Here is a 13,891-nt window from a genome sequence, read left to right as displayed (position 1 = left end):
CGCCCGCAGACGATGACGTTCGCCTACGGTCCTGTTCCTGAACCGCTACCGCCCTTTCACCGACGCATTGCGTCAGCCTTCGCCTCGTCCTCGGCGGTCACGACCTGCTGCTGCGCGTCGAGCTTCGCGCCGAGGATGATCAGGGTGTAATTGGTCGGGTCGTAATCGCGGAGGAGGGCTATTTCACGTCGTGCCTCTTCCAGATCGCGGCGATTGATCAGCCGCTCGATCTCCTGCGAGGCGAACGGGATCGTTTCGCGCAGCGCGTCCTGGGCGGTGGCGTTGTTCGGCTCGAGCTGGATCACGCTGAGGTAATACTCATAAGCGTTGTTGCCCTGCGGCGATACGAGGCGGCCGTCGTGCGTCGCCTGGCGCGCCAGCCCGAGAAGGATTTCGACACCGCTCGATTCACCCGCGTCCGCGGGCGACTCCGCAACGGCGCCGGTATCCGGCGCGGCGATCGTCGCCGGCTGGCGCAGGCGCAGCGACGCGAACGCCGCGGTGGCCAGTACCACGGCGACAATGACGACGACGACCGCGCGGCGGGGAGGCGCGGCAAGGGCGAACTTGGACATGGGGGAATCCGGGGGAGCACCCGCAACCAGGCAGGCCCCCTGTCGGCCGGCCCCGGCGGGCGCGCCATCTTCCCGCCCGATTGTTGCAGTTCCGTGGCGGGATCGCCGGCATAGCTGGCTCCCGCAGGGTTCCCGTAACCGTCTCGTCGTCGCGCTCGGCGTGCGCCAGCTGCTTACCCGCTGAAGCGCCCGCTTCAGAAACGCTCGCGCAGCATCCGGTAGACCGGGTCGGTGTCGGGACGCTGGCCATGCCAGCGCTCGAAGGCGTCGGCGGCCTGTTCCACGAGCATGCCGAGGCCGTCGCGGAACCAGTCCGGACGCACACCGGCAGCCAGCGCCCAGCCCTTGAACGCCGCCGCGGCGACACCGTAGCTGAGGTCATAGCAGGTGGAATGATCCTTCAGGATCGAGGTCGGCAGGTCGAAGCTGCCGCCGAGGACGCCGATGGACGTGGCGTTTACCACGAGGTTGAAGGATTCGCCGTCGAGGCCGTCCCAGTAACGGGTGTAACAACGAGCGGGCTCGCCGATGGCGTCGGCGAGTTCGTCGGCGCGTTCGGGCGTTCGGTTGACGATGGTCAGCGATTGTACCCCGGCGTCCACGAGGGCCCAGGCCACCGCCTTTGCGGCGCCGCCGGCGCCGAGCAGCAGGGCATCGTGGCCGCGCAGGTCGAAGCCGTGGCGTTCGGTGATGTCGCGCACGAAGCCGCTACCGTCGGTGTTGTGTGCCTCGATGGCGCCGTTCACGAGCGGGGTAAGGGTGTTGGCCGAGCCGGCGCGGGTGGCGGCTTCCGTCCGTTTGGCGGCCAATGCGAAGGCGGCGTTCTTGTGCGGCAGGGTCACGTTGGCGCCAAGACCGCCTTCGGCGAAGAAGCGACGGACCGCCTGCTCGAACCGCCCGGGCGCCGCGTCGATCGCTTCGTAGCTCAGGTGGATGCCGAGCTGCGTGGCGAAGGCTTTGTGAATTTCCGGGGACAGCGAATGCGCGATCGGGTGACCGAATACGGCGTAACGGTGCGCTTCAGCGCTCATGGATTTTCCCTTGGCTCATGCTGGGACAAATTATGGCAGGAGCCGAGCCTTGTAGGAGCCGCCATGGCGGCGAGGGCGGGCTTGCGGCCTTGTCGCGAGGTTGCCTCGTCGCCATGGCGGCGCCTGCCGGGCGCACCGGTCGCGGCTTCTGAGACAGTGTGGGCTTAGCTTCCCGGCATCGCCTACCGATGCCGGGAGTACGCCATGCACGACACGCTTTCGCCGCGCCGCCTGCGCGCCCTCATCGCCCTGGCCTGGCTGGCCGGCGGCGCACTGCTGCTCCTGCTCACTCCGCTCTCGGGACACAGCGACGCGCTCGGCTGGACGCCCGCGTTCTGGCTGCTGCTGGCCCCGGCGAGCATCCTGGTGGCGATGAAGCCGGGTTTGCCGATGTCGCTGCTGGCCAGCCTGCTGCGGCGCTGATCAGCGTCAGCCGTGGATACCCAGCCGCTTCAGTTCGAGGCGGCGCAGGAACTCCTGCATGATGCGCAGGTAGAGGTCGTCGCCAAGATAAGCATCCTCGACGCCGGCATCGATCGACGGATTGTCGTTGACCTCGATCACCACCGGCCTGTCGCCCACCTGTTTCAGGTCCACGCCGTACAAGCCGTCGCCGATGGTCTGCGTGGCCTTGAGCGCCAGCTTCACCACTTCGGCGGGAGCGTTGCGGACCGGCACCGTGCGGAAGCCGCCCGATTTCGCACTGCCCTTCGCGCCATGGTTGTAGATCTGCCAGTGGCCGCGCGACATGTAGTACTGGCAGGCGTAGAGCGCCTCGTGGTTCAGCACGCCGACGCGCCAGTCGAACTCGGTGTAGAGGTATTCCTGGGCGATCAGCAGGGCGCTGTGCGAGAACAGTTCGCTCGCCGCCTTCTCCAGCGCCTCGCGGGTTTCCACCTTGACCACCCCGCGCGAAAACGATCCGTCGGGAATCTTCAGCACGATGGGCAGGCCGAGGCGGTCCGGCAGGTCGCGCAGGCGCCGCATGTCGTCGCGGTAGAGGATCTCCGTGGCGGGCGTCGCGAGCTTGCGCGCCACCATGAGGTCGTTGAGGAAGATCTTGTTCGTGCAGCGGAGAATGGACGTGGGATCGTCGATCACCACCATGCCTTCCTTCTCCGCGCGATGGGCGAAGCGGTAGGTATGGTTGTCGCTGGCGGTGGTCTCGCGGATGAACAGGCCGTCGTATTCGGCAAGGCGCTGGTAGTCGTTCTTGCCGATCGGATCCACTTCGATACCCAGGTGCTTGCCGGCCTCGATGAAGTGTTTCAGTGCCTTCTTGTTCGAAGGCGGCATCTTCTCGTTCGGATCGACCAGCATCGCGATGTCGTAGCGGAACCGGCGGCGCGCGCGCGGCTTGCGCCAGATCTTGCGCGAGAATTTGTCCAGCGCCTGCGCAAAGGCATCTTCCTGCGCATCGTCGAGCGTGTGCAGCCCCACGGGCTTGATCGAGGACACCTGCCAGACGCGGTCGCGCTCGAACTCGATGCGCATGAGCGGGCACGGGAACATGTCGAACAGTTGCCTCGCAAGATCCTGCAGGTCCGGGTAGGCGGTTTCCCCGAAATAGACGAGCACGCCGAAATCGGTGGTGTCGCGCCCGCCGGCGGGGAGGAAGTTGGAGAGCTTCTGGTTGAGGTCGTCGATGTCCAGGCCGTACAGCGAACGGCGACGCAGGTCGTTTACCGTGCGCACGGAGGGAATGACCTTGTGCCCGCGGGCCTCGGCAAGCAGCGACACGTAATAGCCCGTGCCCAGGTACTTGTAGCTGCGGCAGAGGTTGATGACGTGGGTGCGCTCGTCGTCCCCACCCACCGGCTGGCGCAGGTAATCCATCGCGGTGACGACATCGGCGGACGGGTAATAGGAGCCCCAGTCCGAGGCTTTCTCCACGACGATGACGAGCCTGCTCATGACACCTCTGCTGGCGGCGAATGCCATTCCTTCGACCCCGCCTGGGATCGATCGTATCGCCGGTGGCGCAGTGTGTCCTTCCCCCACCGCGGCGCACAAGCACCGTGTCCGCGCCGTGCCGGACGGGTTCATGAAAAAGTCATTGATCCACGCTTCGCCGAGGTCTACAGTGCCGCGCTTGCCCACCCCGCCCCGTCCCCACCGCGCCGGAGTTCCCAAGCGCATGCGTCCACCCCCGGTCACCGCCGCGGTGCGCGTTCGTCGCGCCGAAGTCAGCGATCTCGACGATCTCGTCGCCCTCGAGGAATCCAGCTTCGCGCAGGATCGCCTGAGTCGCGCCCAGTACCGCAAGCACCTCGACAGCGAGAGCGCCCTGGTGCTCGTCGCCAGCGCCAACCATCGCCGCTTCCTCGGCACCGCCGTCGTGTTCTTCCGCAAGGGCACGACCGTGGCGCGGCTGTATTCGATCGCGACCACGCCGCAGGCACAGGGCAAGGGCGTCGGTTCGGCATTGGTCGAGGCGTCCGAGGACGCCGCCCGCGTGCGCGGTTGCCGCTCGCTGCGGCTGGAAGTGCGCAAGGACAACGCCGTGGCGATCCGCCTGTACGAACGGCTGGGCTATGCGCGCATCGGCGAATACGCCAACTACTACGCCGACGGCACCGACGCCTTCCGCTTCGAAAAGCAGCTTTGAGCGGACCCGAGGCTATACTGGCGACCGCTCAAAGGAGTTGCCCCATGCGCCGACTCATCCTGCCCATCGCCCTCGCCGCCGGCGCCGCCGCGCTCGCGGGGTGTGGAAACAAGGGCCCGCTGTTCCTGCCGCCTCCGCCCGCGGCGGGTACCACGGCAACGCCCCAGGCCACCCCGGCGCAGCCGACGGAGAGGGATACCTCGCTCGCGCCGCCGCCGGCCAGCACCTCCAGCCAGCCGTTCAATTCCGTGATCCATCCGTAACGCCGCGATGGCCTCCCGCTTCACCAAGATGCATGGGATCGGCAACGACTTCGTCATCGTCGACTGGCGCGAGGATCCGCCGCGCGTTCCGAACGCGGCGCGCGTGGCCGCGCTGGCCGACCGGCACACCGGCATCGGCTTCGACCAGCTGATCAGCATCGAGTCCGCCCGCGATCCCTCCTGCGCGTTCTACTACGGAATCTGGAACGCGGACGGCTCGCCCTCGGGCCAGTGCGGGAACGGCGTGCGCTGCGTGGCGGCATGGCTCTACCGCGACGGCGCCATCGAGCGCGACACCGACGTGCGCCTGGAAAGCCCCTCGGGCCCGGTCACCGTCCGCGTGCTGGACGAGGGCAGGGTGGTGGTCGACATGGGCGAGCCGGATTTCGCACCTGCCGCCATTCCGCTCGACCTGCCGCCGCACGCCGTCTACACCGTCCACGTGGATGGCGAAGACGTGAGCTTCGGCGCCGTCTCCATGGGCAATCCGCACGGCGTGCTGCTGGTCGACGATATCGCCGATCCGCGGGTCGACCGCCTCGGCCCGGTTCTTACCGCGCATCCCGTGTTCCCACAGGGCGCCAACGTGGGCTTCGCCCAGCGCTTGGGGCCGGATCGCATTCGCCTGCGCGTGCACGAACGAGGCAGCGGCTGGACTCGCGCCTGCGGCACCGGCGCCTGCGCGGCGGCGGCCGTGGCCCAGTCGCTGGGTCTCGCCGCGCCGGTCGTGGACGTCGAACTCCCGGGCGGCACGCTCACCATCGAATGGCATGGCCCGGGCCATACCCTGTGGATGACGGGCCCCGCCGCCTTCGTTTTCGAAGGCGAGGTGTGACGTTCGCTCGCGAACGGGGCACACTGCGCACGCAAGCATTCGAGGAAGCACGCATGACCGACACCGCGATCGACGGCGACATCAAGCCAGCCACCGTGGCGTCCTACCTGAGGCGGCACCCTGACTTCCTCGTCGCCTACCCCGAACTCGCCCACGAGCTCGTGCTACCCAGTGCGAACGGGCCCGCGTCCTCCCTCGCCGTTCACCAGTTGCGTGGCCTGCGCGAAAAGAACGCCGAACTCGAGGGGCGGCTCAGGGAACTCACCGCCGTGGCCGGCGACAACGAGAAACTGATGCGCCGCGTGCACGGGCTGATGCTCGCGCTGCTCGGCGCCGGCAACATCGAGGACACCGTGCGCCAGGTGGTCCGCCGGCTCACCGAGGATTTCCAGTCCGAACGCATCCGCCTCGTGTTCTTCGGCGACCTCGCCGGCTTGCCCGACGAGCCGTGGCTGCTACGCGAGCCGCACGGCGCTTCCGGGCTCCCGGAATTCGCCTCGTTCCTCGAGCACGGCGATCCCGTCGCGGGCCGGCTGGCGCCCGACAAGCTGCACCGCCTGTTCGGGGAGGCCGCGCCCGACGTGCGCTCGGCCGCGCTCATGCGCGTCGGTGCCGATGCCCTCCTGGCCATCGGCAGCGCGGATCCGGATCGCTTCCATCCGGGCATGGGCACGCTGTTCCTCGACATGATCTCCACCACGGTCGGTTCCGCCATCGAACGGGCGCGGAAGGTGGCGTGACTCCGCGCGCCGCCGTCGAGGCCTTCCTGGGCCACTTCGCCGCCGAGCGGGCGCCGTCGCCGCATACGCTCGCGGCGTACCGGCGCGACCTGGACAAGCTGCTGGAATTCATGGAGGCCGAAGGCCTCGACAGCTTCGACCGGCTCACCCCGGACCGGATGCGGACGATGACCGCCCGCCTGCACCGCCCGCCGCCGCGGCGGGACGGCAAGGTACGCGAAGGCCTGGAGCCGACCAGCATCCAGCGCCTGCTTTCCGCCTGCCGCACACTGTTTCGCTACCTCACCCGCGAAGGCCGGCTGGACCACGACCCGGCGGCCGGCGTCCGCGGACCCAAGGTACGGCGCAAGCTGCCCCAGGTGCTGGACGCCGACGAGGCCAAGGAGCTGGTGGAAACCAGCCTCGGCGGCCCGCTGGCGCCGCGCGACACGGCGATGATGGAACTCTTCTATTCCAGCGGCCTGCGCCTGTCCGAACTGTGCGGCCTGCACTGGCGGGACCTCGACCTCGACGACGGCCAGGTCCGGGTGCTGGGCAAGGGCAACAAGACGCGCATCCTTCCCGTGGGCCGTTTCGCGGTCGCCGCCCTGAAGGCGCTGGCCGCCCTGGGCGCCGCCGGACCGGACCAGCCCGTGTTCAAGGGGCGGAACGGGACGACCATCTCCCCCCGGACCGTGCAGCAGCGGCTGGCCAGGCTTTCCAGCGGACAGGCGAAGCGGGTCCACCCGCACATGCTCCGGCACACCTTCGCGAGCCACATGCTGGAGTCCTCCGGCGACCTGCGCTCGGTGCAGGAGCTCCTGGGCCACGCGGACATCGCCACCACCCAGATCTACACCCACCTCGATTTCCAGCACCTGGCGAAGGTGTACGACGCGGCGCATCCGCGGGCGAAGCGGAAGCCTTGAGGCGAAGCCGCGGGGCGCCAAGACTTGCGCCGCTCCCCGGTTATCCCCACCTCTGACGTCTCCCCCAAGGAACGCACTATGGAACCGATGCACGCCACGACCATCGTCTGCGTCCGCCGCGACGGCAAGGTCGTCATCGGCAGTGACGGACAGGTCACCCTCGGCAATACCGTGATGAAGGCCAACGCCCGCAAGGTGCGCCGCCTGGGCAAGGGCGACGTCCTCGCCGGGTTCGCGGGCGCCACCGCCGACGCCTTCACGCTGTTCGAGCTGTTCGAGGAAAAACTGGTCAAGCACGGCGGCAACCTCACCCGTTCCGCGGTGGAAATGGCCAAGGAATGGCGCACCGACCGCCGCCTGGGCCGCCTGGAAGCCATGCTGGCCGTGGCCGACAGGGAGGCCTCCCTCCTGATTTCCGGCAACGGCGACGTGCTCGAGCCGGAGCACGGCCTCATCGCGATTGGCTCGGGCGGTCCTTACGCCCAGTCGGCCGCCCTGGCCCTGATGGAGAATACCGAGCTGGATGCGCGCACGATCGTGGAGAAAGCGCTCAAGATCGCCGGCGATATCTGCATCTACACCAATCACAACTATTCGATCGAAGAGCTCTGAGCCGATGTCCGAACTCACTCCCCGCGAAATCGTCAACGAACTCGACCGCTACATCATCGGCCAGCACGACGCCAAGCGCGCCGTGGCCATCGCCCTGCGCAACCGCTGGCGCCGCATGCAGCTCGACCCGGGCATGCGCGACGAGGTCACGCCCAAGAACATCCTGATGATCGGGCCTACCGGCGTGGGCAAGACCGAGATCGCCCGTCGCCTGGCCACGCTGGCCAACGCCCCGTTCGTGAAGGTCGAAGCCACGAAGTTCACCGAAGTCGGTTACGTCGGCAAGGATGTGGAGTCGATCATCCGCGATCTTGCCGATGTCTCGTACAAGCTGCTGCGCGAGCAGGCCAAGGGCCGGGTGCGCAGCCAGGCCGAGGATGCCACCGAGGACCGCCTGCTCGACGCGCTGCTGCCACGGCGCCAGCCCAGCGGCTGGGACGACACCGGCAGCGCCGCGCCGGCGATCGACAGCGACACCCGCCAGAAGCTGCGCAAGCAGCTGCGCGAGGGTGCGCTGGACGATCGCGAGGTCGAGCTAGACTTCGCCATGAACGTGGGCGTGGAGATCATGACCCCGCCGGGCATGGAGGAGATGAGCCAGCAGCTGGGCAAGATGTTCCAGAACCTGGGCGGCCAGAAGTCGCAAAAGCGCAAGATGACCATCCGCCAGGCCCGTCCGGTCCTCATCGAGGAAGAGGCCGGCAAGCTCCTCAACGACGAGGAACTGCGCAGCCGCGCGGTGGAGAGCGCGGAGCAGAACGGCATCGTCTTCATCGACGAGATCGACAAGGTGGCCCAGCGCTCCGAATGGGGCGGCGCGGGCGTCAGCCGCGAAGGCGTGCAGCGCGACCTGCTGCCGCTGGTGGAAGGCTCCACCGTGTCCACGCGCTATGGCTCGATCAAGACCGACCATATCCTGTTCATCGCCTCGGGCGCGTTCTCGCTGGCCAAGCCCTCGGACCTCATCCCCGAGCTGCAGGGCCGCCTGCCGATCCGCGTGGAACTGAGCGCCCTCTCGGTGGACGATTTCAAGCGGATCCTGCGCGAGCCGAACAACGCGCTGACCAAGCAATATGCTGCACTGCTCGATACCGAAGGCGTGACCCTGGACTTCACCGATTCGGGCATCGACCGGCTGGCCGACGTGGCCTTCCAGGTCAACGAGCGGACCGAGAACATCGGCGCCCGCCGGCTGCACACGGTCATGGAGCGGCTCCTGGAGCGCATCTCCTTCGAAGCGGCAGACAAATCCGGCGAAAAGTATTCGATCGACGCCGAATATGTCGACAACAACCTGGGTTCGCTGGTCAAGGACGAGGATCTGAGCCGTTACATCCTCTGAACACCGGGAGGCGGCCCCTCTGCTAAACTATTGACGTATATGGGCAAGGTCATTCATCTCAAAACCAACGGTCAGCGAGCCACCCTGCGCGAGGCGCAGGACAACCGGCAGCTGGTGCGTCTGTGGCGTGGCGAACTCGAGCACGGCAGCTTCTGCGGCTATGTCGGCGGTGTCGGCCGCGAGTTCTTCCTCCTCTGGGTGGTGGGCGACGGCGTCAGTTACGACGGCATGTACATCATGCGGCATCGCGACATCTCGGAGTTCGAGGCGCCGGACAAGCATGCGGGCTTCCTCGAGAAGGCGCTCACGATGAAGGGTATCCACCCGACACCGCCGGCCGACTTCCCGCTGGACGATATCTCGCAGGTCGTACAGGCCGCCGCCGCGCACGCTCCGGTCATCGGCGTGCACGTCGACAGCGAGGACGAGTCCGAGGTCTGCTACATCGGCCGCGTGGTGAGCGTGGACGACGAGGGCTTCAACATGCAGGAGATCACCCCCGACGCGGAGTGGCTGCGCGAGCCGTCGTTCTTCGCCTGGGATGAAGTCTCCACGGTAAGCATGGAAGACGCCTACGCCACGGCCCTCCTCGCGGTGGCCGGCGACCCGCCGCCGCTCGAACAAGGCACGGGCGACGGCTTCGGCCGCGCGAACTGACGCCCGGAGCGGTCACCTCCTGAACCCTGTGGCCGCTGTCTCTCTGTAGGAGCCGCTATAGCGGCGAGGAATCCGGCGACACTGTGGCGAGCTTTCCTCGCCGCTATAGCGGCTCCTACAGGAATGTGATCCAGGAAAGCGCCCGTGGTCTATCCCCGCCCCACCGACATCGTCCTGCATGCGACCTCGCGCATCCTCGAGGTCGTTTTCGACAACGGCGAGCGCTTCCGTCTTCCCTGCGAATACCTCCGCGTGAATTCGCCCAGCGCCGAAGTGCAGGGCCACGGCCCGGGGCAGAAGGTTCTGGTCTCGGGCAAGCGCGACGTCTGCATCGCGGCACTCGAACCCACCGGCCATTACGGCGTGTTGATCCGCTTCGACGACGGGCACGCCAGCGGCATCTTCGGCTGGGACACGCTCCACGACCTCGGTCGCGCCTACGACACGGCATGGCCGGCCTACCTCGCCGAACTCGAGGCGAAGGGGCTTTCCCGCTAGGTCGGGGAAACCAGGGCAAGCGCATGAAAGCCTCGCGCGCCTCGACGACGTATATTGGCCCGTCGTCCCACGCCCCACGCGTACCCAGGAGCGAACCAGCATGACGCGAATCGTCGTCGTCGGCAGCATCAACATGGACCTGGTGACCCTCGCCCCGCGCTTCCCCGATCCGGGCGAAACGCTGACGGGCGACCGCTTCCTCACCATTCCCGGCGGCAAGGGCGCGAACCAGGCCGTCGCCGCGGCGCGACTCGGTGCAAGCGTGGCGATGGTGGGCTGCATCGGCGACGACGCGTTCGGCCGGCAATTGCACGACGGCCTCGTCGCCGAAGGCGTGGACGTCGCGCATGTCGCGCGCGTCGAAGGCGTCGGCAGCGGCACCGCGTCGATCACCGTCGCCGGCGGCGAGAACAGCATCGTCGTCGTGCCCGGCGCGAACGGCCGCGTCACGCCGGCGCAGGTCGAAGCCGCGCGCGACGTCGTGCGCGGTGCCGACGCCTTGCTGGTGCAGCTGGAGATTCCGCTGGACGCCGTCGAGGCCACGCTGCGCATCGCGCAGGAGGAGGGCGTACCCGTCATCCTCAATCCCGCGCCCGCACAACGCCTTCCCCTCGAATGGCTGTCGCAGGTTCGCTTCCTCACCCCGAACCAGCATGAGCTCGCCGCGGCGCTCGGCGCCGCAGGCGATGCCGACTTCCGCGACCTCATGCGTCGCGCGCCCTGCCCGGTCGTGCTGACCCGGGGCGAGGACGGTGCGTGGTTCAGCGAAAAGGACGAGGAGCCGCGCCACCAGGCGGGCTTCAAGGTCGAGGCCGTGGACAGCACCGGTGCCGGCGACACCTTCAACGCCGCGCTGGCGGTGTATCTCTCCGAAGGCCTCGAGGTCGCCGTGCGCAAGGCCTGCGCCGCCGCCGCCATCGCCGTGTCGCGCCTGGGTGCCCAGGACGGCATGCCCCGCGCCGGCGAGCTGGCGGATTTCCTGGCCGCACGGCCATGAGGCGCAACGGCCTGTTGCATGCCGAACTCAACCGTGTCGTCGCGGCCATGGGCCATACCGATACGCTGGTCATCGGCGACGTGGGCCTGCCGGTACCTCCGGGCGTGCCCTGCATCGACCTCGCCGTGCTTCCCGGCACGCCGCCGTTCGCCACGGTGTTCGAGGCGGTGTATGCCGAGCTGGCCGTCGAGCGGGTGACGATGGCGAGCGAGATCCACGCGAAGAACCGTGCGATGGTGGCGCTGGGCGAGCGGCTGCGGAACGACGGCGTCGGCGTGGACGAGGTACCCCATGACGAGTTGAAGCGGCTGAGCGCCCGTGCCGTCGCCATCGTGCGTACCGGCGAAACCTCGCCGTACGCCAACGTCATCCTGCATGCGGGCGTCACCTTCCGATGAACGCACCCCTCGTCCGTATGCACGACATCCACAAGGCATTCGGCCCGGTGAAGGTGCTCGAAGGCGTGGATTTCGAACTGCTGCCGAGTGAAGTGCACGCCCTGATGGGCGAGAACGGCGCGGGCAAATCCACGCTGATGAAGATCCTCACGGGGATCTACGCGCCCGACGCGGGCAGCATCGAGGTGGGCGGCAAGGCCGCGACGATCGCGACGCCTGCCGATGCCGAGCGATACGGCATCGCCATCATCCACCAGGAACTGAACCTCATCCCCTCGCTCAGCGTGGCGGACAACCTCTTCCTCGGACGCGAGATCCACCGTTTCGGCCTGCTCGACCGCCGCGCGATGCGACGCCGCGCCACCGAATGGCTGACGCGCGTGGGGATGGAGAGCCTCGACCCCGACACGCTGGTCGAGCGTCTTTCGGTCGGCCGACAGCAGATGGTGGAAATCGCGCGCGCCCTCGGCCAGGAAGCCCGCGTGCTGATCATGGACGAACCGACCGCGGCGCTGACCGAGCACGAGACCGACACGCTGTTCCGTCTTATCCGCGAACTGCGCGAGCAGGGCAAAGGCATCGTGTACGTCTCGCACCGCATGGAAGAGATCTTCGCCCTGTGCGACCGCATTTCCGTGCTGCGCGACGGCCAGTTCGTCGGGACGCGTCCGGTCCCCGGCCTCGCCTTCGACGAGGTGGTGAAGATGATGGTCGGGCGCACGCTGGATGCACGCTACCCCACGCGCACGCCGAAGATCGGCGCGGTGCGCCTGAAGGTCGAACACGTCGGCGGCGGCATGGTGCACGACGTGAGCTTCGACCTGCACGCGGGCGAAGTGCTCGGCGTGGCCGGCTTGCTAGGCGCCGGCCGCACCGAGCTGGCGCGATTGCTGTTCGGCCTGGACACGCTCGCCTCGGGAAAGGTGACCCTCGATGGGGTCGTCGTGACACCGACCTCGCCGAGTGAGGCGATCCACTCCGGGTTCGGCTTCGTCACCGAGGACCGCAAGGCACAGGGCCTGGTCCTCGACCTCAGCCTGCGCGAGAACGTAAGCCTTCCGCGCGTGCCCGCGCACGCGGGGCTCGTCGACCGTCCCGCCGAGAAGAAGCAGACACGCGGCCTCATCGACGCGCTGAAGATCCGCACGCGCGACATGGAACTGGACGTCCGCTCGCTGTCCGGCGGCAACCAGCAGAAGGTGGTGCTCGCCAAATGGCTGGCGCTGAAGCCGCGCGTGCTCATCCTCGACGAACCCACCCGCGGTGTCGACGTGGGCGGCAAGGCCGAGATCTACCACATCATCAACCAGCTCGCGGAGCAGGGCGTGGCGATCCTCATGATCTCCTCGGAACTGCCGGAGGTGCTTGCCATGAGCGACCGCATCCTCGTGATGCACGAGGGCCATGCCACGGCATTGCTCGACGCGCACGGCACCACCCAGGAAGCCGTGATAACCGCCGCGACCGGAGGCAAGTGACATGACACGAGTGAACTGGAACCGCGTGGCGCCGCTGCTCCAGCGACTGGGCTCGGTGATCGGGCTGCTGCTGCTCTTTATCGTGCTCTCCGTCCTGAGCCCCGATTTCCTTTCCGCGAGCAACCTGCTGTCGGTGCTGCGCCAGATTTCGGTCAACGCGCTCATCGCCTTCGGCATGACCTTCGTCATCCTCGCCGGCGGTATCGATCTCTCGGTCGGCGCCATCCTCGCGTTCACCGGCGCCATCACGGGCGGATTGCTAGCGGCCGGCCATGGTGTGACGGTGGCCGTGGGCGCGGGTCTCGGCCTTGGCCTGCTGCTGGGCATGGTCAACGGCGTGCTCGTGTCCTGGGGCAGGGTGGCGCCGTTCATCGCCACGCTCGGCACGCTCACGTTGCTGCGCGGACTGACGCTGGTTTACACGCAAGGCACACCCATCGCGGCACCGAACCAGGGCTTCGCCCTGCTCGGCAAGGGATACCTCTTCCATCTCGTGCCGCTGCCCGTGGTGTTGATGTTCGCCGCCTTCGGCGTGTGCGGCTTCCTCCTTCGCGGCACGGTGTTCGGACGCCATGTCATGGCCATCGGCGGCAACGAGGAAGCGGCGCGCCTGTCGGGCGTGCGCATCGCGCCGATGAAGCTCGCCATCTACGGGCTCTCCGGTCTCCTTTCCGCCTTCGCGGGCATCGTGCTCACCTCGCGCCTGGATTCCGCGCAACCCACCGCCGGCGTCGGTTACGAGCTCGACGCCATCGCCGCCGTGGTGCTCGGCGGCACCAGCCTTTCCGGCGGCCGCGGCTGGCTCTTCGGCACGCTGGTGGGCGCACTGCTCATCGGCTTCCTCAACAACGGCCTCAACCTGCTGGGCGTCAGCTCGTTCTACCAGCAGGTCGTCAAGGGCATCGTCATCCTTATCGCCGTCCTGCTCGACAGGCGGAAGTGAACCAAG

Annotated in this window: 17 protein-coding genes; 14 read left to right on the top strand and 3 right to left on the bottom strand. The window is 67.8% G+C overall.

Annotated features, from left to right (window positions below; all coding sequences use genetic code 11):
• Positions 1 to 56: 56 nt before the first annotated feature.
• Both HBF32_RS14050 and aroE read right to left on the bottom strand, forming a co-directional pair.
• Complete coding sequence (locus HBF32_RS14050) at positions 57 to 575, bottom strand: energy transducer TonB (protein WP_166700225.1); 519 nt, start codon at positions 573 to 575, stop codon at positions 57 to 59.
• A gap of 194 nt (positions 576 to 769) precedes the next feature.
• A complete protein-coding gene (aroE, locus tag HBF32_RS14045) occupies positions 770 to 1,606 on the bottom strand; it encodes a shikimate dehydrogenase (RefSeq protein ID WP_166700224.1) in 837 nt (278 codons plus the stop codon).
• Positions 1,607 to 1,810: 204 nt separating this feature from the next.
• Here aroE and HBF32_RS14040 point away from each other — a divergent pair, with 204 nt between their 5' ends.
• Complete coding sequence (locus tag HBF32_RS14040; RefSeq protein WP_166700223.1) at positions 1,811 to 2,029, top strand: hypothetical protein; 219 nt, start codon at positions 1,811 to 1,813, stop codon at positions 2,027 to 2,029.
• 6 nt (positions 2,030 to 2,035) lie between these two features.
• On the opposite strand, the gene HBF32_RS14035 is transcribed toward HBF32_RS14040, so the two are convergent.
• The gene (locus tag HBF32_RS14035) at positions 2,036 to 3,520 is read right to left on the bottom strand and encodes a RimK family protein (protein WP_166700222.1); all 1,485 of its coding nucleotides are present in this window, start codon (positions 3,518 to 3,520) and stop codon (positions 2,036 to 2,038) included.
• 223 nt (positions 3,521 to 3,743) lie between these two features.
• Between HBF32_RS14035 and HBF32_RS14030 the strand changes: the two genes are divergently transcribed.
• From HBF32_RS14030 to HBF32_RS13970, 13 genes are all read left to right on the top strand, one after another.
• Positions 3,744 to 4,214, top strand: coding sequence for a GNAT family N-acetyltransferase (locus HBF32_RS14030; protein ID WP_166700221.1), 471 nt, complete (start codon positions 3,744 to 3,746; stop codon positions 4,212 to 4,214).
• Positions 4,215 to 4,258: 44 nt separating this feature from the next.
• On the top strand, positions 4,259 to 4,477 hold the full coding sequence (gene lptM, locus HBF32_RS14025) for an LPS translocon maturation chaperone LptM (RefSeq protein WP_166700220.1): 219 nt from the start codon (positions 4,259 to 4,261) through the stop codon (positions 4,475 to 4,477).
• Positions 4,478 to 4,484: 7 nt separating this feature from the next.
• Entirely contained in the window at positions 4,485 to 5,312 is an 828-nt protein-coding gene (gene dapF / locus HBF32_RS14020) for a diaminopimelate epimerase (RefSeq protein WP_166700219.1), read from the top strand.
• A 53-nt stretch (positions 5,313 to 5,365) separates the two neighbouring features.
• Positions 5,366 to 6,052 carry a DUF484 family protein gene (locus HBF32_RS14015; protein ID WP_166700218.1) on the top strand — a complete coding sequence of 229 codons (687 nt, stop codon included), beginning with the start codon at positions 5,366 to 5,368 and terminating at the stop codon, positions 6,050 to 6,052.
• The gene (locus HBF32_RS14010; RefSeq protein ID WP_166700217.1) at positions 6,049 to 6,960 is read left to right on the top strand and encodes a tyrosine-type recombinase/integrase; all 912 of its coding nucleotides are present in this window, start codon (positions 6,049 to 6,051) and stop codon (positions 6,958 to 6,960) included. The genes HBF32_RS14015 and HBF32_RS14010 overlap by 4 nt, the downstream gene beginning before the upstream one ends.
• 78 nt (positions 6,961 to 7,038) lie before the next feature.
• Positions 7,039 to 7,572 carry an ATP-dependent protease subunit HslV gene (gene hslV / locus HBF32_RS14005; protein ID WP_166700216.1) on the top strand — a complete coding sequence of 178 codons (534 nt, stop codon included), beginning with the start codon at positions 7,039 to 7,041 and terminating at the stop codon, positions 7,570 to 7,572.
• 4 nt (positions 7,573 to 7,576) lie between these two features.
• Complete coding sequence (hslU, locus tag HBF32_RS14000; RefSeq protein ID WP_166700215.1) at positions 7,577 to 8,914, top strand: ATP-dependent protease ATPase subunit HslU; 1,338 nt, start codon at positions 7,577 to 7,579, stop codon at positions 8,912 to 8,914.
• Positions 8,915 to 8,953: 39 nt separating this feature from the next.
• On the top strand, positions 8,954 to 9,571 hold the full coding sequence (locus tag HBF32_RS13995) for a hypothetical protein (protein WP_166700214.1): 618 nt from the start codon (positions 8,954 to 8,956) through the stop codon (positions 9,569 to 9,571).
• A 144-nt stretch (positions 9,572 to 9,715) separates the two neighbouring features.
• Positions 9,716 to 10,069: a gamma-butyrobetaine hydroxylase-like domain-containing protein gene (locus HBF32_RS13990; RefSeq protein ID WP_166700213.1), complete on the top strand. Its 354-nt coding sequence runs from the start codon at positions 9,716 to 9,718 to the stop codon at positions 10,067 to 10,069.
• Between the two features lie 100 nt (positions 10,070 to 10,169).
• Entirely contained in the window at positions 10,170 to 11,066 is an 897-nt protein-coding gene (gene rbsK / locus HBF32_RS13985) for a ribokinase (RefSeq protein WP_166700212.1), read from the top strand.
• Positions 11,063 to 11,464 (top strand): D-ribose pyranase, encoded by a 402-nt coding sequence (gene rbsD, locus HBF32_RS13980; RefSeq protein ID WP_166700211.1) that lies wholly within the window; start codon positions 11,063 to 11,065, stop codon positions 11,462 to 11,464. The genes rbsK and rbsD overlap by 4 nt, the downstream gene beginning before the upstream one ends.
• Entirely contained in the window at positions 11,461 to 12,942 is a 1,482-nt protein-coding gene (locus HBF32_RS13975) for a sugar ABC transporter ATP-binding protein (protein WP_166700210.1), read from the top strand. The genes rbsD and HBF32_RS13975 overlap by 4 nt, the downstream gene beginning before the upstream one ends.
• Before the next feature lies 1 nt (position 12,943).
• A complete protein-coding gene (locus HBF32_RS13970) occupies positions 12,944 to 13,885 on the top strand; it encodes an ABC transporter permease subunit (protein WP_166700209.1) in 942 nt (313 codons plus the stop codon).
• Positions 13,886 to 13,891: the final 6 nt, after the last annotated feature.

It is taken from the genome of Luteibacter yeojuensis, assembly GCF_011742875.1.
GTDB lineage: Bacteria > Pseudomonadota > Gammaproteobacteria > Xanthomonadales > Rhodanobacteraceae > Luteibacter > Luteibacter yeojuensis.
Note: the sequence above shows the minus strand (reverse complement) of the source record. Positions and strands in the feature narration are given on the sequence as shown.